Origin of the sequence: Sporosarcina sp. ACRSL, assembly GCF_022346605.1 — a bacterium.
Classification (GTDB): domain Bacteria; phylum Bacillota; class Bacilli; order Bacillales_A; family Planococcaceae; genus Sporosarcina.
This window is the reverse complement of the sequence record NZ_JAKRNT010000003.1, coordinates 324000-347025: the sequence shown is the minus strand read 5'-3', so window position 1 is coordinate 347025 and position 23026 is coordinate 324000. Positions and strand designations below refer to the sequence as shown.

The following is a 23026-nucleotide window of genomic DNA, read 5'->3' as shown; positions in this document are numbered from 1 at the left end:
GAGATTTCCCATTACATTTGTAAGTAAGATCCCTCAAAGAAGATGAGGTGGATAGGTCCGGGGTGGAAGCGTGGCGACACGTGCAGCTGACGGATACTAATCGATCGAGGACTTAACCTTAAGTTATTTAAGTACGGTTGAACTTGAAGTTCGGCAACAATGTTGGTTTTATCCGGTTTTGAACGAACAAGATCGTTCATACATAGTCTGGTGACGACGGCGAAGAGGTCACACCCGTTCCCATCCCGAACACGGAAGTTAAGCTCTTCAGCGCCGATGGTAGTAGGGGGCTTCCCCCTGTGAGAGTAGGACGTCGCCGGGCAAAAACCATCTCCTGTGGGGGGTGGTTTTTTTGTGTTTAAAAAACTATTTCCACAGTAGGTGCATAAATTGTCAAAGGCATTTGGCGCGAGGGGGTATGTACATAGTCTTGGGGTAGAACCGCGCGGTTATGAGATTTATCTATCCCGCGTCCAAAACACCTCCTCGCTCGTTCAAAGAGTGCTGTTCCGCGTCCAAAGCAAGTCCTCCCGCGTCCAAAGCGATCCACCCTATGACCAAAGCAAGTCCTCCCGCGTCCAAAGCGATCCACCCTATGACCAAAGCAAGTCCTCCCGCGTCCAAAGCAGGCCACCCCGCATCCAAAGCAAGTCCTCCCGCTTCCAAAGCAGGCCACCCCGCGTCCAAAGCGATCCACCGCGCGTCCAAAGCGATCCATCCCATGTCCAAAGCCATCCACTACAAGCCCAAATCAACCCCTGCCCCCCATTCAAAATAATTTACGCGCATTCAATTTCTTCTAAAAGAATAGGGTATATTGAGGGGAGGAGGTGGGAGAAGGTGATTGTGCGCAATGTGGTGAAGAGGTTTTTCAAGGAGCGTTTTTTCGATCAGGCGGCGCAGACGGCGTATTATTTACTGCTGTCGATGTTTCCTTTTCTCATTTTCCTGTTTTCCTTGCTCAGTTATTTGCCTGTCAATGAAGAAATGTTTTTGGCGTTTCTTCGACCTTTTGCCCCGAGTGAGGCGTATGTGATCATTGAGCAGAATGTGCGGGCGATTATATTTAAAGTGCAGGGGAATGTATTTTATACAAGTTTGGCTGTCGCGTTTTGGATGTCGTCGGTTGCTGTGCAGTCGTTGGCGCGTTCATTGGATAAGGCATATGGGTATATAAGGCAGTATGCGTTCTGGAAAGTGTTGATCCGGGATTTGGGTGTCACTTTTTTATTCATGCTAATGCTATCCTTGTCATTGTTTCTTCCACTGATCGAGAGGGCGTTGCATGAAGTGGTGACCTATTACGATGCAGTCGAGCAATGGCGCGGTTGGAGGACGGTGTGGCCTATGGTGAAATGGGGTCTTGGTACGCTATTCTTGTTCCTCTTTTTTCTATTGTTTTACAAAGTTGTTCCGACAGGTAGAATGAAAGTGAAGGAAGTGTTGCCAGGTGCAATTTTTTCTGCAATTGGATGGCAACTGTTCTCGCTTTTCTTCGGAAGCTACGTGGCAAACGTCGATTATACAAGGCTTTATGGACAGCTGTCCGGAATTATCCTCCTTGTTTTGTGGTTTTATTTGACGGCAGTCATCCTCATGGTATCGGGGTTGCTCAATGCAGAATTGCGGGCATTTTTCAAACGGAAGGGAAGACGAATATGAGAATACTGGTAGTGGATGACGATCCGAATATATTGGAATTGGTGAATATCCATCTATCCCAGGCTGGTTATGAAGTGATCAAGGCGGTTCATGGGGAGCAGGCGCTACATATGCTAGATGATCGACTGCCCGATTTGGCGGTTGTCGATGTGATGATGCCTGGGATGGATGGGTTTGAATTGACAAAGAGACTGCGGTCAGAAGCGGATATTCCCGTTTTGTTGCTGACCGCGAAGGGAGAGTTGGAGGATAAGGAAAAAGGCTTTTTGGCGGGCTCTGATGACTATGTCGTTAAACCGTTCGAGCCGAAGGAGCTTTTGTTTCGGATCAATGCCATTTTGCGCAGATACGATAAGGCTGTCGATACGATCATCCAAACAGGTCCCCTTCGAATCAATCGGCAAAGTTATGAAGTATCGATCGGGAAAAAAGTGCTGTTGTTGCCATTGAAGGAATTTGAGCTGCTGTCTGTTCTTGCCTCTAAGCCGAATCAGGTGTTTGAACGTGAATTCCTCATTGAACGCGTGTGGGGTTACGATTATGAAGGGGATGAACAGACGCTGAACGTTCATATCAAACGGCTGCGGGATAAGCTGGAAGGATTGCCGGAGGATATACACATAACGACAATCCGCGGAGTCGGGTATAAGCTTGAGGTGTCGGGTGCATGAGATCACTCTACGGAAGATTTCTCTCCTTACAGTGGGTATTATGCTCGTGAGCGCAATGATCGCTTTCTTGGTTGTGAATACATATTACCATCATCAATTGAAAGAGCAAAATGATGCTAAGAACATAAGTATTGCACTAACGATGGTTGATTATATTGAAGTTGAGAAGCCGGCAAATTTGGCTAGTTATTTCGAAACAAAATCCGCACTCGGGTATAAATTATATGTCGTGAATGAAAATCGGCAGGCCACCATGTACGGCGCGCCATTTCGGGTGGAGAATTTGCCGACTGCTTCAGTGGAAAAGGTGTTGGATGGGCAACTGTACCACGGCATGCGTGATTTGAAAACGGAGACATTCATGGCTGGCTTCTTCTCTGATGAACTTGCCAATACAGTAGGTGTCCCCTTTACATATGACGGGGAAACGTATGCGCTTTTCATGAGACCGGATCTTAAATTGTTGTTTACGGAAGTCCATTATCTACTAGGCGGCATGGTCGTCGTTATGGCGATTGTGAGTCTACTATCCATGTTAATTGTCGCAAAGAAATTGATTGAACCGATTACGAAGTTAACAACTGCTGCAAAAAGAGTCGGAGAAGAGAATTTCACTGGGCCCTTGGATATTAACCGGCGGGATGAAATTGGAGAGCTGGCGCGGAGTTTTGAGCGGATGACGGAGAAGCTGAGTGAAAATGACCGGGTGCGCAAGGAGTTCATCAGTGATGTTTCACATGATTTTCAAACCCCATTGCTCAATATTAAAGGGTATGCCGATTTGCTGATGGACGAAGAGCTGCCCGAGCAGGAAAGAAAAAATTATGCAAAAGTCATCCATTCTGAGACGGAGCGCCTTTCTTCATTGACGAAGCAATTATTGCTCTTAACGTCTCTCGACCAATTGGTGTCACCATTGAAACCAATCCAATTCCGATTGGACGAGCAGTTAAAAGAAGTCATCCGTAAACAGAGATGGCTGCTAGAAGAGAAACAAATGTCACTCGTCATGGAATTGGATGAATTGGAGTTCACAGGAGATCCTGCTTTCCTTGAAAAGGTATGGGAGAATCTACTTTCCAATGCGTTGAAATATACGGAGGCGGGCGGCAAGATTAATATCCGGCTATCAGACGAAACCGATGCTGTGAAAATTGATATCCAGGACAATGGAGCAGGAATTGCACAGCAACATGTTAGCAGGCTGTTTGACCGGTTTTACCGTGTCGATCATTCGAGGACACATGAAGTTGAGGGGACAGGCCTGGGTCTTTCTATCGTCCATCAAGTCGTGAAGCTGCATGGTGGCCATGTGGAAATCGATAGTGAAGAAGGAATCGGTACGACAATTACCGTAGTACTTCCTAAATTGTAATCTGCTGTTCATATTCCGTTCATGTTGACCATTTACTATCAAGGTATAACATGAATAAAGTAGGAGGAAATGATATGCAGGAGCAATGGAGTTTACGGCTTATTCGGATTTCAGCTATATTCGGGCTGATTGGGACGTTTTTAGGTTCACATATGGCGGGAGCTGGATCATACGCCTTCCGTCCGATACATGCCCATATCCTACTCGTCGGATGGTTATCGGTTTTTGCGTGGGGCGTCTTCTACAAAATTTATATAGTCCGTGCCAAAAAACTGGTCACCTTACACGGCTGGACGGCAATCATTGGGTCCATCGGTTTGACGGCAGGCATGTGGCTTCAATTTATGAAACCATTTGGCGTGAATGAAACGTTCGCGCTCATTTTCTATATTGTCGGAGGCAGCGTTTTGCTGATTAGCTTTGCACTTTTCGTACTTGTGACACTAATGGTGCAGAAAGAAGGTAACCGAGGTTGAACAAGGGAAAACGGACGTGGTGGATTGCGGTCAGTGTATGGATTCTGCTGGCTGTCTTGTTATCTGGACTTGCACCAATGGGCAATGAAAATGTCATCGCCAATAAAGATGCAGGCTTGCCTTCCGATGCTCCTTCCATTGTGGCGGCGTACGAGTTGGAGAAGCATTTTCCAAATGACGGGGACATTCCCTTATTTGGAGTGTTCCATAAGGACGGAGAGTTGTCAGATGAAGAGCTTATCGGATTTTCGAAAGCTATTGAATCGTTGAAAGAGGATAAAGCGTTTGAAGAGGTGGATGTCATTCCTTTATCCCAGTTCAACCCCGAGCTGCGAGAGACATTCCTCTCGGAGAATAAAGAGACATTCTTCATTCCATTGACGGTACCGCAAACCCTGGAAGGAAAGGATTTGAACAAATTAGTCCTGTCCATAAAGGAATCAGTCGGCAGTCAAATCGAAAATACGATCGAATTGTCTTGGACGGGTCCGGCCGGAATTGCTTCGGATGCGGTTGAGCTGTTCAGTCGAGCGGATATCGTCCTGTTGCTGTCAACGGTAGGCCTGATTTTAGTTCTACTTCTCGTCATTTACCGTTCTCCTCTGTTGACGCTCATCCCTTTAGTGGGCGCAGGTATCGTTTACGCAGTGGTTGATAGGATCATCGGCTTTACAACCGCACAAGGCTGGTTCGGCGTCGATAGCCAGGCGCTGTCAATTATGACGATTCTTTTATTCGCGGTCATAACGGATTATTCATTGCTCATCTTCTCTCGTTATCGGGAGGAATTGAAATTGCATGAGAATGCAAGTGAGGCGATGAGAGAAACGATCCGTCACGTAAAAGAGCCGATTTTCTTCAGTGGCAGCACGATTCTTTTAGGTGTTGCGACATTATTTTTTGCTCTGTATGAGCCGTACCGTAATTTTGCACCGGTTTTTGCAATTGCTGCAGGTGCCATGCTTATTGCTGGATTGACATTATTGCCGGCATTGTTTGCGGTGATCGGCAGAAAAGCATTCTGGCCAGTCATTCCAAAATACGGTGAGGCGACAGTTGAAAAGAAAACGGTTTGGGGGAAAGTGGCGGCTGTCGTTACGAAAAAACCGTGGCAATTCATGATTCCAATCCTCTTGTTGCTAGCGTTAGGCGCATGGAATATGACGAACATGAAAGAATCATATGATCTAATTGCATCGTTTCCGGAAGACTTATCATCTAGAGTCGGATACGAGAGGCTAGGAGAGGATTTTTCGAAAGGAAGCTTAGCCCCTGGAACATTGCTATTTGTAACCGAAAGCGAATTTGAGATGGAAGCAATGAGGGCAGTGATTGACCGAATCGAAGAAGATCCTGCCATTGCCAGTGTGACGTCGCAAGGCAATCCGTTAAGCGAAGATGGGAAAGCCGCAAAATTCTCTCTCATATTTGAAGGCAACCCTTATGATGAGGACGCGTTCGATGCAGTCGTAAAGTTACGGGAAAACAGTGACAAGATCTTGAAAGAAGCGAACCTATCAGATACATCGATGTATATTTCTGGTGAAACTGCAGTCAATGCCGATATACGGGATGTCAATGATCGGGATACGTGGATTGTCATTATCTTAATGACTGTTTTGATTACGCTCATGTTAGGGTTCCAAACGCGGTCGATCATCGCACCGATTTACATGATTGGGAGCATTTTGCTGTCATTTGCGGCAACGTTAGGGTTGTCGTACTACTTATTTGAAGTGTTTCTTGACTTAGAAGGCATTAACTATCGAATTCCGCTCTATGCATTTGTCTTCTTAGTTGCATTGGGCGTCGATTATTCCATTATGCTCATAGCAAGGATTCGTGAAGAGATGAAAGTCATGCCGTTTGACGAAGCGGTGCGAAAAGGAGTCGAGCGCACCGGGGGAGTCATCAGCTCGGCAGGGGTCATCTTAGCTGCGACATTCCTTGTGCTTGCAACAATGCCGATCTATGAATTGAAGCTATTCGGGTTCATTATGGCCCTTGGAATTTTAATCGACACGTTTATCGTCCGTCCATTGTTGATTCCCGCTGTTTTAGTGCTCCTTGGCAAATGGAGCTTTTGGCCGAAACGTATTTAATAAATGAAAAACGTCACTTCCTATGTTGGGGAGTGGCGTTTTTGTCTGCTATTCACTTTGCACCAGTCATGTACTCGATTGTCCGTAGCAATCCTTCCCGATAGGAAGTGCGAGGAAGCGGACCGATATCATTTTCATATTTAGCCCCATCCAACACAACCGGTTCTTCATTCAAATAAAACATTTCAACTACTTCACGCATATCAGCATTGAAAATGCCGAGGAACCGAATTAGATTTTTTGATACAGTCCAAACCGGTTTATTGTATCCAGAAAGTTCACGGATAATCTGAACGAGTTCTTTCCCGGTAATGACATCATAAGCAGGAATATTATAGTTTTGGCCATAGGCATTGTCGTTCATCGATAAGTTGACCGCAGCCTTTGCTCCGTCCGGTGTGTAAATAAACTCTCTTGCTATCGTTTGGTCTCCGACGAACATTGCCTTTTTATGCTGAACAGCATCCTTTAAAGTGTAATGCAAAATTGTACTTTCAGCATTCGGGCCATAAAAATCTGGAAAGTGGGCAATGATCGTTGGAACGTTTGATTGTTTGACAAGCTGCTCTACTTGTAAACGGATTTTCCCCTTTTTTGTATGGGGCTGTTTTGGTGTGTTTTCCGTCACCTTAGCCACGTTCGATCTGCCATAAGCATAAATATTATCGACCAGTACAAGTTTTGTATTTTGAATTTCTGCTGCCTTTACAACATTCCCGATGAAAGGGACTAATTTATCCTCCCATTCCTTATAAGGAATATTGGCTGCTTGGAAAATAATATCTACATCTTTGGCTACATCTACGATATCTTGCAAATTGAAAATGTCTCCGGTTTTTATAGTAATTTCACGCCGCTCCTCATACAGATTCCTTAGTTTCTGCTCCGAACGGGCAAATGCAGTCACTTCAATTCCTCTTTCAATTAATTCATTCACAATCGAAAATCCCATTCCGCCGGAAGCTCCTAAAACAAGAGCTTTCTTCATATGAATTCCCCCAAATTTATTATTTGACCACTGTTCAAATGAGGTGGAAAAAAGAAAGCCAAGGATGGCTAACTTTCAAATGTACCTTTCAGCAAAAAACGAACGTGCCCCTTTGCCATATCTTTAACGTCTTCGTATTGAAGGACGTGACGCAAATAGTGTGTGACAAACCCATGCAAGGATAAGAAAATAGACCAAATCTCTTGTATGGATAGCTGTTTCTCACATAAACTTTGCACGGTTTGGGCAAATAATTCATACGTTTTGTTCGGACTTTGATTGATGCAGTTTCGCACTTCTTCATCTTTGATTAAGAACATGATTTCATAATGGCTTTGATGGTTTAAACCAAATTCGATATAACCGAGCAAGATCGCTTCAAGCTTTTCCTGCGGAGCAAGAGGGGCTTGTGCGAGCTCCAGCAATCTCTGTTCCAACATACCGAAATGCTCTTCAACGAGTGCATAAAATAGCTCTGCCTTATTGGTAAAATGATAATAAATAGCTCCATGGCTATAACCAAGCTCTTTCGCGATTTGCCGCATCGAAACGTGCTCATATCCTTTGACAATAAATAAATCCCTTGCAGCATCCATGATCATCTCCCGGGTAAGATCACGTTGCGCAGATTTTCGAGATGCCATAGTACCTCCTCATTTGACCACTGTTCAAATAAATTGTAAATACTTTTTAGATAGTTGTCAATTGTTAATTGCGTGTTAATGGATTACGAACAAGTTCTTTTCATATTAACCGATAAAGAGAGGGACGTTAGTTACTAAATATAGTAAAAATGGCTGGTTAAGTATAAGGGACTAATCTATCATCTTTTTTGTGAGTTTAAGAGTCGACACCACGCCAAAAGTGCAAGCGGCTATTAGGTTTTTAGAGCCTCTAATCCTATGGGTAATAGTACAAATGTAATTAAATTATTGGAGAAATTTAGCATTTTTTGTTGCTATATGCAGAAGTCTATGTTACTATTTTAAGGAATTTAGTTGGCAAACCTTTTGAAAGAAAGGGACGCAAAGCTCCAGGTCTAAAGCAATTGATGCTATGATGGCTGAGCTGCATAAAACTAGATATTCTTCTGGTTTTTAATTTGCCTATTTCTAAATTAGAGATGGCTTTTTTTTTGTGGAAAAATTATTTTCTGATTAGGAGGAAAAGAAGGGCATGCGTTGGTTAAAAAACATTCCGCTTAAGTTCAAATTGTTGCTTACTGTTTTCGCTATTGTCATTGCTTTATTCGCTGTCACAACTACACAAAGCATCTCCCAACTAAAAAGTCAGCTGGAAGGCGATCTTGAGCAAGAGCTTAAAAGCGTCGGCCTATTGACGGCTATGCAGCTTGATTCGAAAGATGTAGAAAAGGTGTTAGACGCAAAAGGAGAATCCGACCCGGACTTTTTGAAGGTACAAGAACAGTTAGACCATATCTTGGAACAGCAAGGCATTATGTTTTGGAGCTATATTTGGAAGATGGAAGATGGCGGAGTCAACACTGTCGGCTATACGAATAATTTGAACGAAGTGTATGAAATTGGCGAATTATTCACTGACATTGCACCTGTACATATGACAGCGGCAAAGCTTGCGATTGAAAATGACCGACCAGAAGTGACAAGCATCTTTGAAGACTCGTTCGGATCGTGGAGAACTGTTTTCAGCCCATTGAAAGATGAGAATGGAAATACGATCGCTGTTTTAGGTATTGATTACTCAGCGGACTATATCCAGGCGATTATTAAGAATAACATTACGAAGCAAATTCTGATTGCTGTTATCGGTCTTGTCATTTTGTTTGCAGTCCTATTCTTTACGATTATCCGTTTGCTCAGCCCGTTGAACAAAGCGGTTATCATTGCCAATCAAGTAGCAGGCGGTGATTTGCGCGATGTTGAATTGGATGAATCAAAAGATGAAGTTGGAAAACTATCCGGCTCCATTAAAGAGATGGTGTCCAATTTACAACATGTCATCATGAATATTCGAAACACGTCAAATGTCATTGCATCTTCTGCAACACAGCTGACGACAACTGCTGAAGAGTCTTATAGAAATGCGGCGAATGTTTCGAGAGAAATCGATCATCTCGCGAAAAACGCTGAAACGACGATGGTTATGACGGTGGAAACAGCTTCTGCTATGGAAGAGTCAGCAACGAGCATTCAACGGATTGCTGAATCTGCGCATACCGTTTCGGAATCATCATACTTCACTTCAAATGCCGCAAAGGAAGGAAATGAAGTGATTCAGCAAGTCATTGACCAAATGCAATTGATCAATGAGTCTGTCAATCAAATTGATGCAACGATTCAAGGATTAAATGATAACTCGAATCAAATCAGCAATATTGTAGATATCATTACAAATATCGCAGAGCAGACGAATTTATTGGCATTGAATGCGGCGATTGAGGCAGCAAGAGCCGGCGAGCATGGAAAAGGATTCGCTGTTGTAGCGGGAGAAGTTAAAAAATTGGCCGAGCAATCTGCTCATTCGGCTTCCGAAATTTATAAGCTCATTAATGATATTCAATCAAACTCGAACCACTCTCTACTAGTAATGGAAAAAGGGAAAGAGAATGTACGCGTCGGATTGGATCAAACAGCGAAGGCAGGAGACATTTTCCAAGAGATTGTCAATTCTGCTGAAGAGGTTGCAGGTCAAATCCAAGAAATTTCAGCTGCGTCACAAGAGATCTCCGCTTCTTCAGAAGAAGTGGCTGCGTCGGTTAATAATATGAAGATAGCATCACAGCAATCAGCTGATCTCTCGGTTAATGTATCGAATTTGACGAATGAGCAACTCAAGTCTATGCAAGAAGTGATGGAGGCTTCCAAGTCATTGGACAAAACAGCGGAAGAGCTCCAGTCATTGATCAAGCGATTTGAATTATGAGGTGAAATGGAATGAAATTAGGTCTTGAAGGTAAAAACGTACTTGTTACCGGCGCCAGCATGGGAATCGGAAAAGCGATCGCTGTGCAATTTGCGGAGCACGGGGCAAACGTTTTGATCAATTATATCGGTGATCAAGAAGTTGCCGAGCAAACACGGCAAGAAGCAGAAAAACACGGAGTTCGTGCATTGACATACCTTGCGGATGTATCGGATTCAAGCCAAGTCCGCGACATGTATGCATATATGGATGAACAATTCGGCGGCATCGATATTTTAGTGAATAACGCAGGATTTGCGCAAGACGCTCCGATTACGGAGATGACGGATGAACAATGGGATCGAATGATTAAAGTCCATCTCTACGGCTGTTTCAATAACAGCCGTGAAGCGGCAAAGAGGATGAAACAGCAAAATAAAGGAAAGATCATCAATATCTCTTCCGATATCGGAAGCTTAGGGTGCGAAGAGTTCACCCATTATTCAGCTGCGAAAGGCGGCATCAATGCATTTACGAAGGCGATGGCCCGAGAATTAGCTCCAAATATTTTAGTAAATGCAGTAGCGCCAAGCGGCACGCATACAAATATTTTGCATGCTTTCGGAGAGAATTATGTTGAAGAAGAATCAGCAAAATATCCACTGAAGCGATTGGCCCAACCAGAAGAAATTGCAAAGAGTGTCTTATTTTTAGCTTCGGATAACGCGAATTTCTACACGGGACAGATTTTGACACCAAATGGCGGCGTCGTCATGAACGGCTAAGAAAAAGACGGGAGACTATGGAACGATGAATATTGTTGTATTTGGATTGTATTTGATTTTTATTTATTATATTGGTTACAGAGGTTATAAACGGGTCAATTCAGCAGAGGACTTAATTGTAGCAGGATGGAGCATGCCACTGCCTGTCGTTACGGGCAGCTTGGTTGCGGCTATGCTGGCAGCCCCATTCTTCTTCGCTGCTGTAGGCTCAGGCTATACGAGCGGCGGTTTTGAAGGCGCTGCGACAATGGGAGGCCTCGGAACATGTATGATTCTAGGTGCACTTATCTGGACGAAACCGCTTAGAAGATTAAGAGGCTGGACGTTAGCGGATTATTATGGATTACGATATGGCAGTAAAAAGTTAGGTGCGTATACCGGAATCGTTATGGCTGTTGCTTTCGGTGTTTTCAACGCAGCAGCATTGACCGTAGGTGGTACATACATTATCCAACAGCTTTTCCAGATTGACTTTATTCCAGCTGCCATACTGTTCGTTTCTTTGACAGCTTTATACTCTGTCATTGGCGGGCTTTGGGCGGTTGCCTATACTGAGATCGTGCAAGGGGCGCTTGCCATTGCAGGTATTTTAGGGATTACGATCTTTATTTTCTTTTATTATCCGGATGTCACGTTCAATCCGGAATGGTGGAATATTAGTGAATTATTGAACCGTGGCGGGGTAGAGTTCTGGACGCTGTACTTAGTATTAGCATTAGGGGACATACCTGCAGTCGATTTAGGTCAGAGGGTTGCCGCGGCAAAAAATCCGCGTGTTGCCCAAAGGAGTATGATTATCGCAGGCTCCATCGTCATTGCAATCAGCTGGATTCCGGGCATGTTAGGGGAAGCGTTCAAATCGATCTACCCGAACAGCTCTAATCCGGAAACATTAATGCTTGCCTTTGCGCAAGGGTATTTCCCGCCAATCTTAGCTGCCATCTTCTTGACTGCTATGGCGGCGATGGGTATGTCCACAGTGGCAGCATGCTATGTGGCAACTTCCGGGATTGTGACGAAAAATATTTATCTAGATTTCATTAACCCGAACCCCGAACCGAAAAAGCTATTATTCTTTTCACGAAGTGTCATCTTCCTAAGTGCTATGTTAGGCTTATTTATGGCAATCGGTGCGCAAAAAGTAATCGACCTGGCATATTTAGCATGGGATATCGTATTCGTTACGCTATTCTGGCCAATTTTATTAGGACCATTCTGGAAACGTGTAAGCACACCGGCCGTTTGGGCGAGTATATCTGTAGGGCTCGTCTATTACCTCGTTACATCGTTAACTGGTGTACCTGGTCCGACGACAACTTCGGATGGATTCCTCGGTCTGTTGGATGAATTATGGCATATGCCGGTCTTCTCGGGTGTTATCATTTCTGGACTGACAATTATTATTTTAAGCTTCGTAATCCCACCGTCCCAGCATGTATTAGATATGCATAAGATTGAAAAGGATAAATCATTGGACGACGTAGGAAGTAAAGAAGAATTAAGTGTCTAATAGAATGTGAAAAATCCACTTGGGTCCCGAGGGCTCAAGTGGATTTTATTACTGGTACTATTTTATACGCCTCGCTTATTCCCCCACACAAGGGCATGCAATTGTGGCAGCACCTTCACATCGTTCATAATTGGGGAAGCGACAGCCAAATCAATAAGCCATTCAAACCGTTTCAATAAGTTGGATACGAGATAGGCGTCATCTGTTGTTGTCGTGTCATCGTTACCTACTTGCAAATAGAAAGGGACCGATGGGTAACGGAGATGGACTTCTTCCGCAAATTTGAAATCCGTTTCATCGAAAACAACGATTTTCAGACTTGCGTTTGTATCTGTCAGTTTCTCCATGAAATGATCCAGTTTGTTGAAATCCGTTATCATTTTTGAACTCGGTGGTTTTGGAGAAAGTGTGATATCGTCGATGTTCAACAACCAATCTTGCCAAAATGTAGCTTGTGTTTCGACTGCAACTTTCCAACCTTCTGCATGGCAAAGATCGACGAGTTCTCCGATCCCTTTATGCAAAGCAGGATTTCCACCTGAAATCGTAACATGCGAAAAGGACTGTCCACCGATTGCTTTCAGTTCATCAATAATGTCTTGCGGGCGTTTCGAAACGCTTTTGCCTGTGCCGTCCCATGTGAAACTGGAATCGCACCAAGCACAAGAATAATCGCAGCCCGCCGTCCGAACAAACATCGTTTTTTGACCGATGACCATTCCTTCACCTTGGATTGTAGGGCCGAACACTTCCATTACGGGAATTTTCATAGTAACTCCTCCCGTACCGGGCGATAGACAACATAGCTCGTTGGCGTTTCCCGAACGACCACTTGGAGGCACACAGGACGATTGTCTCGTGTGAGGAGAACATCCTGAATGGATTTCCAAATTTGTTCTGCCAATCGTTCAGTTGTCGGAAAGGTATTTTGGAACTCAGGATGATCATTCAACACGGAATGATCATATTTTTTATGGATGAGATCTTTCAGTTGCTTGAAATCAATCAAAAAACCGAGCGGATCCAGCTCATTCCCTCCGATGGTGACATTAATAAAATACGTATGCCCATGCATCACTTTGCATTTTCCGGCATCCTCATGGGGAATGAAATGCGCAGCTGAAAAATTCATGTCCTTGTTTAATTCGAATCGATAGTCATGTTGTACTTGCGGATAAAATTGCTGCATCATTTAGCTGCACCTGCAGTCTTGCGTGCTTGATACGCCGCAAGCCCTTCATTACGCAGCACACACGCAGGGCATTCTCCGCATCCCGTACTCGGTACGCCCTTGTAGCAAGTGAGCGTTTTTTCCTGCACCAAATCGAGCGCTCCAAGTTCACCAGCCAGCTCCCATACTTCGGATTTATCAAGCCACATTAACGGCGTATGGATGACAAAGTTTCCATCCATGGCCAAATTCAGCGTCACATTTAAAGATTTAATAAAATTGTCGCGGCAATCAGGATAACCGCTAAAATCCGTTTCACTCACTCCGGTGATTAAGTGCCGTGCGCCGATTGCATCAGCGTAGACCGCCGCGAAAGATAGAAACAGATGATTTCGTCCAGGTACGAACGTTGACGGCAATTCGCCATCCACTTCCGTCACTTCAATGTCATCCCGTGTTAGCGCATTGGCTGATAACTGGTTAATCAAATTCATATCCAGCAAATTGAACGATACGCCAAGTTCCTCCGCGATTTTTCGGGCACATTCGATTTCATCAGAATGCCGTTGCCCGTAGTCGAACGTCACCGTTGAGACTTCCCGGAAGTTTTTTAATGCCCAAAATAGGCACGTCGTGCTGTCTTGACCGCCACTAAAGACGACTACTGCTTTTTCATTTTTCATTGTACATATCTCCTTAGTTTTTTATAGAGGGAGTTTGCGAACCTCTTTTTTGAACCTTGTTCATAATACCATAGGTGAGAGTGGTTGGGGGAGGGCGAACAAAAAGCGGTTCCAAATAGAAATTGGCTGACATGAATCCGGTTTAATACCGTCTTCATATCAGCCAATTAGCTACTCTTTTATTTTTGAAACACCAAATTCAATTTTCCATTCTCCAACGATAGGCTTGCATCAAACTTGTTCCCATTGTTTGCGGTAAATCCTTTGATTGTATTCGTTTTCCCTTTCGTGCAAAGGAGCTTCACTTGTGCGGGAGTCAGTTTCTTCTTCAAGAATGTCCCCGGGAAAGTCTGTTTACAGCCGTTTTTATAATTGCTGCAGCCATAAAATTCTTTGCGCGCAATGATGGTTCCGCTTTTACAGGTCGGGCATGGTGCAACCTCAACTGCCTGATAAGAACCTCGTGATTTTGATTGCCGTGGTGGAACCTTTGTCGCATCGATCGGTTTGGCTTCCAGTTGTTGCGGGACTTCTTCCAATAGCTTCGCAATGAACTTTGCGATATTGGTAAGGAAGTGTTCTCCGGTTCCTTCGCCGTTTCCGATTTTCCGCAAATAGGCCTCCCATTTTGCGGTCATCGACGGACTCGCAAGCAGATTCCCTTCAATCGCTTCGCAAAGCACCCGTCCCTTAGGCGTAATTGAAACGATGTTTTTTGACACGGTAATATAGCCATGCTTTTTAATCGTTTCGATGATGCCGCTTCGGGTCGCTTCCGTTCCAAGCCCTTCAATCTCTTTCAAAATATCGGTCTCTTCTTTATCATCTACGAGCTTTCCGCACGTTTTCATCATCGCAATGAGTTGTCCTTCCGTATACGGCTTCGGAGGCTGTGTCTTGCCTTCTTTAATGCCGATTTCGGATTGGACTGTTTCTTGCATGCGGAGCGGTGGCAAGGCAGGGTCGTCCTTTTCATCCTTGGACCGTTGGAATAAAGCCTTCCACCCTAGATCCCTTTCCGTTTTACCAGTTGTGAAAAACGGTAAGCCATTTACATCCGTCGTCACTTTCGTTTCGGTATATAAATAATCGGTATGGAACATCGCAAGTGTCGTGCGGACGACCTCTTCATATAAATTCCGCTCTAGCGGCGACAAGCGGCCAAGTACCGCTTGTGTCGGGATTTTCTTCGTCGGGATGATCGCATAGTGTTCCTGTACCTTTGAACTATCGACATACCGCTTTTTCGGAGCGAAGGAAGCGACAGGGAATGGGTGGCCGATCAACTGTTGGTAATCGCCGACTTGATCTTTCAAGTACGCAAATTCATTCGGCGTAATATGGCGCGCATCCGTACGAGGATAGGTGACGAGCTTCTTCTCATAGAGATCCTGCATCGTCTTCAATACGTTCGCAGGACTTGTCTTCCACCTGCGATTCGCAGTCGCTTGCAATGTCGACAACGAATGCAGCTGCGGTGGCGGCGTCCGTTTATCGGTATGAGTGACCGAAGTGATGACGCCGGGTGAGTTCGGCTGAATATGATGTTTCGCTAGGAGTGCCTGAATGATTTCACGTTTCGGCTCTTTCGCTTTCGCCTTCCCTTTATAAGTCCCTTGTTCTCCCGTGAAGGTCGCTTCTACTTCGAAGAACGGTTCAGATACGAATGTCTCAATCTCTCGTTGTCGTTGGTAGATCAAATAAACCGTCGGCGATTGGACCCGTCCAATCGGAAACACTTCCTGAACGCCTTTCGCCTTCAATAAAAGCGTATACAACCGAGACCCGTTCATGCCGACAAGCCAATCACTGATTTGACGGGCTTTCGCTTCTTCGTACAACTGAAGATCCTTGCGGTTGTCACGCAAATTTGCAAACCCTTTTCGCACTTCATCCACTTCGAGCGAATTGATCCAAAGCCGCTTGATCGTCTGATTGCGAGCGCCGGTTTGATTATAAATGCTGTAGAAGATGTTCGAGCCTTCCCGGTCCACGTCACATGCATTGATAACCGTATCCGTTCCGCGAATGAGCTTCTTTACAACTTGAAATTGCTTGAATTTCCCCTTTGCCACTTGAAACTCGTATCGGTCAGGTAGGATTGGCAGACTCCCAAGCGACCAACGCTTCCAAGCCGGATTGTATGCATGCGGTTCCTTCAATTCAACGAGATGGCCAACACCCCAAGTGATGTAAGCTCCTTCTGGGAAAATTGGACACGGAGTGATCTCGAGGAACCCCTCATGCTTCCGCACGGAAAAAGCGTCTGCATACGCTTTCGCTTGGGATGGCTTTTCGGCTAGGATGACAGGTTTCATGAACACACCTCTTTTCTATCGATACGTGAAACGTTTGTTCTTTATTATCTCATAGAAGTGGCAGGATTTCTATTTGATTTGATGGAGATGGGGGTACGCTTAGACGCGAATTAATTGAGCTCACACCGGTCGCGGCAGTTGGGCTATTTTTTTTTGCTGTAAATTGCAGTTGACAAAACATAGTTACAAACATATACTAAGTACAAATAGATAGTTACAAAATTAAACTAAGTGAAAGGGAGGGAGTAGGAGGATGGAAAAGGTGAAGGGGTATTTGGCGGAATGGTCGGTATTTGAAAAGGTATGGGTGACAGTTTTCACGGGGATTACGGTTTATCTCTATTTTGCGTTTCAAGATACGCTGTTAGGATTGGTCAGCTCGATTTCCGGGATGTTGTGCGTAGTGTTAGTGGCAAAGGGGAAGGTCTCAAATTATCTGTTCGGAATCGTGCAGACCGTCATCTACGGCTATATCGCTTATGGGTATGGGCTGTACGGAGAGTCAATGCTCAACTGGCTGTTTTACTTTCCGACGCAATTTATCGGAATCTGGATGTGGATGAAGCATTACAAGAGAAAAGAAGATTCGGAGCAAGGCGAGAACGTGTATGTGAAGCGACTAACGAAAAAAGGGTGGGCTATTGTAATCGGCTCATTTGTAGTAGGGGCGCTCTTGTATGCCGAGTTATTGATACTGTTGTCAGCACAGCAAGTGAGGATTGACAGCATGGCGGTTGTCCTATCGGTAATTGCCCAGATTTTAATGGTGCAGCGATATGCGGAGCAGTGGGTACTTTGGATTTTGGTGAATGCCTTGACGATCACGCTATGGCTTATCACGTTGCTACAGACAGGAGGCAACGATTGGAACATGGTCATTATGTGGACGGCGTTCCTGGTGAACTCAGTGTACGGTTATATGAACTGGGTGAAATTATCGAAGGTGCAAAAAGTTAAGGTTGTGTAATAGTTGGATAACAGGAGAAGGGAGAAGACGAAAATGGCAGAAATTGAAATAAAAGAATCGATGACAATCGGGCATTACGGAGGGAAATTCATTCCCTTCCATAAAGGGCATTTATACGCAATTACGAAAGCGGCGGCACAAGTAGATAAGCTATACGTGTTAGTCGGTTACCATGAGGAGCGGGACAGAAAGTTGTGCGAGGAAGCAGGGTTGGATTACATCGATTTTAGAAGGCGGCAGCAGTGGATCATGACCTCCACGAATAATATGCAGAATGTAACGGTACTGGCAGTGAAAGACCCTTATTCAGACGACATGGAGTATCTATGGTTAGAGGGCGGCAGAAGGATGATCGAGGTGATTCCGGAGAAGATCACCCATATATTCAGTTCAGAAAGTGAGTACGATTACTGGTTCCGGCGCATCTACGGGGAGGAAATCAACCATGTCGTAATTGATGAAGCTCGAGAAATCTTTCCAATTAGTGCAACGAAGATACGGAACGAGGGGGTCTTTGCGAATTGGGATATGATTCCCGAAGCAGCGAAACCGTACTATACGAAGAAAGTCGCTATTGTCGGCGTTGAATCTTGCGGGAAGTCCACCTTGACGAGGAATCTTTCTCAGCTGTTCGGCACGGAGTACGTGGAGGAATACGGGCGTACGGTTAGTGAGGAAATCGGGGACGGAAGTTCATTGCTGACCGAAGAGCATTACAAGGAAATCGTATTCGGGCATAAGCATATGGAATTTCAAAAGATTAAGAAGGCAAATAAGCTATTGTTCATTGATAGCGAAGCGGTCGTATCCCAGTATTACGCTAAAATGTATTTAGGGCGGGAGCTGGACTTTATCGAGGGGGTTATCCAGTCGCAGGATTATGATTTGTACTTATTTTTGGAGCCGGATGTGAAATGGGTTGCGGATGGGTATCGGACATTCAATGATCCGGAAGTGCGGAAAAAGACAAATGAAATCCTGAAGAAAATGTTTGATGACCGGGGAATCAAATACGTAACAGTGAGCGGAAACTATGAGGAACGGCTGGATCAGGCAATTGAGCATATTACAAAGCTCATTGCGAAGTAACGGAGAGGGGTTCGATGCCTCTCTTTTTTGTGGGAAATGCGCTTGTAAAAAGGGGAAGATAGTATTAAGATGCAACTAAGTGATTCGGCAGAGAGGGGAAAATGCAATGGATGATCAATACTTACAGAACCTTAGCGAGGCGGAATTTCTCGAGCAATATAAAAAAACGGAGATAAATAAATATAAAAAGCCATCGATTACGACAGACATGGCAATCTTCACAGTAGTGACTGAACCGGCTCCGGATAAGAGGAAAAAGGCGGAGAAGGAACTGCAGCTGTTGCTCATCCAGCGCGGAGGACATCCGTATAAGGGCGACTGGGCGTTAGCGGGGGGATTCATGGGAATCGACGAAGATCTTGATACGGCTGTGCAGCGGGAATTGAAGGAGGAAACGGGGGTAGATGGCGTTTATGCCGAGCAACTTTACACATGGAGTGCGGTAGACCGGGATCCCCGAATGAGAATTGTGAGTGTCAGCTATTTAGCGCTCGTTGACCAAGAGAAATTGCCGCCTCTGCAAGCAGGGGACGATGCGGAGGATGTCAGGTGGTTTACCGTAAAGGATAAAACAGTCGAAATTCGGGATGAAATGGAAAGCGGGTTGAGGAAACGCACGGAGGAAATTGAACTGGAGCTGACTTCTGGGGATATCAAGGTGTCTGCAACGGTAGAAAAAGTAACGGTGACAGATGGAGCGAACACTAAAACGACGATGTCGATAACACATCGGGACGGGATTGCCTTTGACCATGCCGAAATCATTTTGTACTCATTGGAGCGGTTACGTGGGAAAGTGAACTATACGAATATCGCATTTAATTTAGTGGGGGATGAGTTCACGCTGCCAGATCTGCAGCAAGTGTATGAGGTGATTTTGGGTAGGAGTCTAAACAAAGTGCAGTTCCGACGCCACGTAGAAGATATGGTAGTGGACACAGGAAAAGAAATTAAAACTGGCGCATATAGACCATCGAAGCTGTACAAGTACAATGAAGGTTGGGTATATGACCAATGGAAATAAGGAGTATTCCGGGAGCTAGCTGGAATAAATAACGTGAAAACAGATGAAGAAAAACGAGTCGTTTGACTTCACCTGTTTTAAGACCGGGGCTTGGGCTTCAATTTCTTCAAGTGCAAATTCTATTCACTCAACTCGGCTGTTAATGTCTTTCGGCTAATAAAGTAACCTTGGACAGTGAAAATCAGGCATGTTAAAAGGAAAAAGACGCTGATGACAGCTAGGACTGTTGAATGATCAAATACGACTACAGCATTCGTGTCAATAGAAGCAAGCAGTTGCGTGAACAGGTAGCCTACTATAGTTCCGACCGTTAAACTGAATAAAACAAATGATAGTACTTGTGTCAAAATCAGCTTAATTAGCCCGTTTGGCGTAAGACCGACGAGTCGCTGGATTGCATAGTCAATACGTTTTCCATAGATTGTATGCAGTAACGTTTGAATGACTCCGATACAAGTAGCCGTAATTAGAATGACTAAAACCCCTACAAACAAACTCCAACGCTGATAAAACATTTGGTTGTTCTCTTCCGTAAAGGTTTCATAATCCGAAAAGGTGAGTGCGGGCCATCGCTCATGTAAAAACTGCAATTCCATCATTGTCTGTTTACTATCCGTTGTGTCCACCATGATTTCATTCACTGTTACGTTAGAATTGATTGCAATTGGAGAGGACCAATCAAAATAGATGTCTATATTCGAAATATGATCCGCTATGTCGATAACTTGGACGGGCTCGACGCCTTCGGTTTTTTGCAATTCATAATTAAAAATGCCGGTTTGGAGCCAATCGCCAATCCAAAGTCCGTTATCTTCAGCAAATTGAGATGAAATAATGACACCATTATCAATCTCTCCGTGTAGTTCTTGAATTTTCCCGATCTCAAGGAATTTATCCATGTCAATGGCGGCAAAGTTCTCGCCTTGCCATCTTTCATTCAAAAAGAAATCTACAATCGGATAGTTGCTCCTCGCATAGGCGTGATTAACAGAAGGAAGTGCCTCGATATCTTGGATAATATCATTCGTCAAAGTAGGGTCTTGTAAATCATTGTGAATGACAACAGGCGTCTCGTACAAAAACTGGATGTAGGCTTTTTCATTTTCTTGGACAGTTTTAAAAAGTGATGTTCCAAAAATTAATATAACCATTAAGCCGATAATACTAAGCACGATGGGCATGTTTTTCCTCACTTGCGGCATCAGTTGCTGACAGGCTAAATATGCTTCCTTTCCAAACAGCATTCGGATTGGTTGAAGGACAGCATTTAGAAGTAGACTGAATAGATACGGCATCAAATAAAGAATGACGATGCAAATAATCAAAGATCCGATGACCGTTTGCAAAGCTTGTTGGCTACCATTTTGCTCAAATATCGCGGAGAAAAGGCAAATACCGGCTATTGAAAGCATAAGACCAGCCCCGTATAACTTCGTTTTTGTCATACGAGGTAACGATTCGTTATTATCTGAAGCGATTTGTAGCGGCAAGAGACTCATGCTTTTTCTCACTTGCCATTGCATAATGCCTTGAAGGATCGCGTAAGTGATTGCACAAATAATTATCGCTAGCCATAATGGGAAATCTGTTTTAGCTTCCGGTAGTTGCATCTTTTCAATGAGTAGCGGCAACCATTGCTTAATGATTACTAAACTACATAGAGTACCCAAAATAACGCCTGATGAAATAATGGTTTGAAGCTGCATTTGAACAATTTTCCCGACTTGATTTTTGGTCGCGCCGAGTGCACGTAGTACCATCAGTTGCTCCCTCAATTTGAAAAATACAAGTTGGAATGTAGAAGTCAACAGCACCGTAGTGATTATCAAAATGAATGCAGAGAGCACAATCATAAAAATAGCGAGTGATTGGAAATTGGCTTTCACAAAATCATATTCATTTGTAATATCGATTCGTAATGTATCGTCTAGCTCCGTAATATTTTTCGCAACTGTTGAAGAGGTGGCATTTTTAGTAAGCTTAATTAATGTAAAGAGCCCAGCAGCATCGTCATTTTGAATCCATTGTCTGACTGTAGTATTTGATAATATGACAATTTTCACATCTGTAGTCCCAGGGAGAGGCGTTAGAATTTCTTTAATTACATATGGCATGGAGTCAATTTCGATTGTATCGCCAATCGATTTGTTGAAAAGGGAAGCAATCTTTTGTGATACGATTACTTCATTTTCCCCTATATTTCGCTCAAAATGATACCGACTTTTTACAAGATTATCATTATCAACGCCTATTGTATAAACAGACGGCAAATCATTTTCAACATTTGTCGCAGTAAGTAGTACGGGGGATACTTCCGCTACACCTTCGATCGCGGCGATGGAATGGAGTTGTTCTGAAGTCAACCATTTTTGCTGATCCGGGTTATAACCAACTGTCATATCCGCATTGCCGAACAGCTGATAGATCTCTGATTCCATTTGCGCTTTGGCGTTCCAAATATACACGCCCATCGTCATGATTAAACAAATTGAAACGGTAATAATACTGATGCTTGTAAATACTTGGGTCTTAGCTGCACGAAATAATTTAAGGGCAATCGATTTTAGGTTGAACATTATTGCTCACCTCGTGTAATGGTCTTAAATTTGGCAAGTATAGTATCCAAGTCAGCATCTGTTTTTTCATTTTGATAGGAATCTACAATTGATCCGTCATGGAAAAATAGTACCCGATTTGCAAATGTTGCAACGTACGGATCATGCGTAACAAGCAAAATGGTTTGTCCATTCTGTTGTAGTTCTACAAGCAATTGTAGAATCTCATCTGTTGTTTTCACATCGAGGGCGCCAGTCGGTTCATCTGCAAGCAGAATTGGTGGCTTCGTAATAATTGCACGAGCGATGGCTACACGTTGTTGTTGCCCGCCCGACAGCTCATGGGGGCGATGCTTTCGCCAATTTGCAATTCCCAATTGTTCCAACATCTCATGTACACGCTTTTCGATATCTTTAGACGGTATATCCTGTAGGATAAGGGGAAGCGCAATATTATCTTCAACCGTTAAATCTTTTAATAAATGAAACGATTGGAAGATGAAACCGATATTTTCTTTGCGGAAATTAGATGCTTTTGGTTCTTTATAAATACTATTTGCTTCTTTTCCAAACAAGAAAATGGTGCCGGATGTTGGTTCATCAATAGCACTAATCATATTGAGCAAGGTGCTTTTACCGGAACCGCTTGTACCCATGATTGCCACCATTTCACCTTGGTAAATCGTGCAGTGAATGTTTGTTAATGCATTTACCAGGTGTTCCTTTTGTTTGAAAACTTTAGACATGCCTTCAATACGTAACACTTC

Annotated in this window: 20 protein-coding genes, 2 rRNA genes and 2 riboswitches; of the genes, 13 read left to right on the top strand and 9 right to left on the bottom strand. The window is 44.0% G+C overall.

Features of this window, described 5'->3' with window-relative positions:
- Both MHZ92_RS06945 and rrf read left to right on the top strand, forming a co-directional pair.
- Window positions 1-120, top strand: a 23S ribosomal RNA gene (locus MHZ92_RS06945); the annotation flags it as partial.
- 86 nt (window positions 121-206) lie between these two features.
- Window positions 207-322: ribosomal RNA gene (gene rrf / locus MHZ92_RS06940) — 5S ribosomal RNA — on the top strand.
- Between the two features lie 140 nt (window positions 323-462).
- On the opposite strand, the gene MHZ92_RS06935 is transcribed toward rrf, so the two are convergent.
- On the bottom strand, window positions 463-735 hold the full coding sequence (locus MHZ92_RS06935; RefSeq protein WP_239430850.1) for a hypothetical protein: 273 nt from the start codon (window positions 733-735) through the stop codon (window positions 463-465).
- Between the two features lie 105 nt (window positions 736-840).
- On the opposite strand from MHZ92_RS06935, the gene MHZ92_RS06930 reads away from it, so the two are divergent.
- From MHZ92_RS06930 to MHZ92_RS06910, 5 genes are all read left to right on the top strand, one after another.
- A complete protein-coding gene (locus MHZ92_RS06930; protein ID WP_370644643.1) occupies window positions 841-1662 on the top strand; it encodes a YihY/virulence factor BrkB family protein in 822 nt (273 codons plus the stop codon).
- Entirely contained in the window at window positions 1659-2333 is a 675-nt protein-coding gene (locus MHZ92_RS06925; RefSeq protein WP_239430849.1) for a response regulator transcription factor, read from the top strand. Before MHZ92_RS06930 ends, MHZ92_RS06925 begins: the two co-directional genes overlap by 4 nt.
- 40 nt (window positions 2334-2373) lie before the next feature.
- Complete coding sequence (locus MHZ92_RS06920) at window positions 2374-3708, top strand: sensor histidine kinase (protein WP_239430868.1); 1335 nt, start codon at window positions 2374-2376, stop codon at window positions 3706-3708.
- A 74-nt stretch (window positions 3709-3782) separates the two neighbouring features.
- Window positions 3783-4184 carry a hypothetical protein gene (locus MHZ92_RS06915; RefSeq protein WP_239430848.1) on the top strand — a complete coding sequence of 134 codons (402 nt, stop codon included), beginning with the start codon at window positions 3783-3785 and terminating at the stop codon, window positions 4182-4184.
- Window positions 4181-6286: an MMPL family transporter gene (locus tag MHZ92_RS06910; protein WP_239430847.1), complete on the top strand. Its 2106-nt coding sequence runs from the start codon at window positions 4181-4183 to the stop codon at window positions 6284-6286. The genes MHZ92_RS06915 and MHZ92_RS06910 overlap by 4 nt, the downstream gene beginning before the upstream one ends.
- A 52-nt stretch (window positions 6287-6338) precedes the next feature.
- Here the strand turns inward: MHZ92_RS06910 and MHZ92_RS06905 are convergent, their stop codons facing one another.
- Both MHZ92_RS06905 and MHZ92_RS06900 read right to left on the bottom strand, forming a co-directional pair.
- Window positions 6339-7340 (bottom strand): SDR family NAD(P)-dependent oxidoreductase, encoded by a 1002-nt coding sequence (locus tag MHZ92_RS06905; protein WP_370644645.1) that lies wholly within the window; start codon window positions 7338-7340, stop codon window positions 6339-6341.
- Window positions 7341-7342: 2 nt separating this feature from the next.
- Complete coding sequence (locus tag MHZ92_RS06900; protein ID WP_239430845.1) at window positions 7343-7918, bottom strand: TetR/AcrR family transcriptional regulator; 576 nt, start codon at window positions 7916-7918, stop codon at window positions 7343-7345.
- Window positions 7919-8264: 346 nt separating this feature from the next.
- A riboswitch (cyclic di-GMP riboswitch) is annotated at window positions 8265-8350 on the top strand.
- A 100-nt stretch (window positions 8351-8450) separates the two neighbouring features.
- Here MHZ92_RS06900 and MHZ92_RS06895 point away from each other — a divergent pair.
- The 3 genes from MHZ92_RS06895 to MHZ92_RS06885 are packed head-to-tail and all read left to right on the top strand — an operon-like array spanning window position 8451 to window position 12452.
- Window positions 8451-10178, top strand: a complete 1728-nt coding sequence (locus MHZ92_RS06895; protein WP_239430844.1) for a methyl-accepting chemotaxis protein — start codon at window positions 8451-8453, stop codon at window positions 10176-10178.
- 11 nt (window positions 10179-10189) lie between these two features.
- Window positions 10190-10942, top strand: a complete 753-nt coding sequence (locus MHZ92_RS06890; RefSeq protein WP_239430843.1) for an SDR family NAD(P)-dependent oxidoreductase — start codon at window positions 10190-10192, stop codon at window positions 10940-10942.
- Window positions 10943-10967: 25 nt separating this feature from the next.
- Window positions 10968-12452 carry a sodium:solute symporter family protein gene (locus MHZ92_RS06885; RefSeq protein ID WP_239430842.1) on the top strand — a complete coding sequence of 495 codons (1485 nt, stop codon included), beginning with the start codon at window positions 10968-10970 and terminating at the stop codon, window positions 12450-12452.
- Between the two features lie 62 nt (window positions 12453-12514).
- Here MHZ92_RS06885 and queE read toward each other — a convergent pair whose 3' ends face one another.
- The 4 genes from queE to MHZ92_RS06865 form a co-directional block, all read right to left on the bottom strand.
- Window positions 12515-13222, bottom strand: a complete 708-nt coding sequence (queE, locus tag MHZ92_RS06880; RefSeq protein ID WP_239430841.1) for a 7-carboxy-7-deazaguanine synthase QueE — start codon at window positions 13220-13222, stop codon at window positions 12515-12517.
- A complete protein-coding gene (queD, locus tag MHZ92_RS06875; RefSeq protein WP_239430840.1) occupies window positions 13219-13644 on the bottom strand; it encodes a 6-carboxytetrahydropterin synthase QueD in 426 nt (141 codons plus the stop codon). Before queD ends, queE begins: the two co-directional genes overlap by 4 nt.
- Window positions 13641-14306 carry a 7-cyano-7-deazaguanine synthase QueC gene (queC, locus tag MHZ92_RS06870; RefSeq protein WP_239430839.1) on the bottom strand — a complete coding sequence of 222 codons (666 nt, stop codon included), beginning with the start codon at window positions 14304-14306 and terminating at the stop codon, window positions 13641-13643. The genes queD and queC overlap by 4 nt, the downstream gene beginning before the upstream one ends.
- A gap of 7 nt (window positions 14307-14313) precedes the next feature.
- A riboswitch (PreQ1 riboswitch) is annotated at window positions 14314-14357 on the bottom strand.
- A gap of 128 nt (window positions 14358-14485) precedes the next feature.
- Window positions 14486-16624: a type IA DNA topoisomerase gene (locus MHZ92_RS06865; protein ID WP_239430838.1), complete on the bottom strand. Its 2139-nt coding sequence runs from the start codon at window positions 16622-16624 to the stop codon at window positions 14486-14488.
- A gap of 253 nt (window positions 16625-16877) precedes the next feature.
- Between MHZ92_RS06865 and pnuC the strand changes: the two genes are divergently transcribed.
- The 3 genes from pnuC (at window position 16878) to MHZ92_RS06850 (ending at window position 19704) form a co-directional block, all read left to right on the top strand.
- Window positions 16878-17591: a nicotinamide riboside transporter PnuC gene (gene pnuC / locus MHZ92_RS06860; RefSeq protein ID WP_239430837.1), complete on the top strand. Its 714-nt coding sequence runs from the start codon at window positions 16878-16880 to the stop codon at window positions 17589-17591.
- 33 nt (window positions 17592-17624) lie between these two features.
- Window positions 17625-18680: a multifunctional transcriptional regulator/nicotinamide-nucleotide adenylyltransferase/ribosylnicotinamide kinase NadR gene (gene nadR / locus MHZ92_RS06855; protein WP_239430836.1), complete on the top strand. Its 1056-nt coding sequence runs from the start codon at window positions 17625-17627 to the stop codon at window positions 18678-18680.
- Between the two features lie 106 nt (window positions 18681-18786).
- Window positions 18787-19704, top strand: a complete 918-nt coding sequence (locus MHZ92_RS06850; RefSeq protein WP_239430835.1) for an NUDIX hydrolase — start codon at window positions 18787-18789, stop codon at window positions 19702-19704.
- A gap of 119 nt (window positions 19705-19823) precedes the next feature.
- Here the strand turns inward: MHZ92_RS06850 and MHZ92_RS06845 are convergent, their stop codons facing one another.
- A complete protein-coding gene (locus tag MHZ92_RS06845) occupies window positions 19824-22280 on the bottom strand; it encodes an ABC transporter permease (RefSeq protein ID WP_239430834.1) in 2457 nt (818 codons plus the stop codon).
- A complete protein-coding gene (locus MHZ92_RS06840) occupies window positions 22280-23005 on the bottom strand; it encodes an ABC transporter ATP-binding protein (RefSeq protein ID WP_370644644.1) in 726 nt (241 codons plus the stop codon). The genes MHZ92_RS06845 and MHZ92_RS06840 overlap by 1 nt, the downstream gene beginning before the upstream one ends.
- Window positions 23006-23026 lie beyond the last annotated feature (21 nt).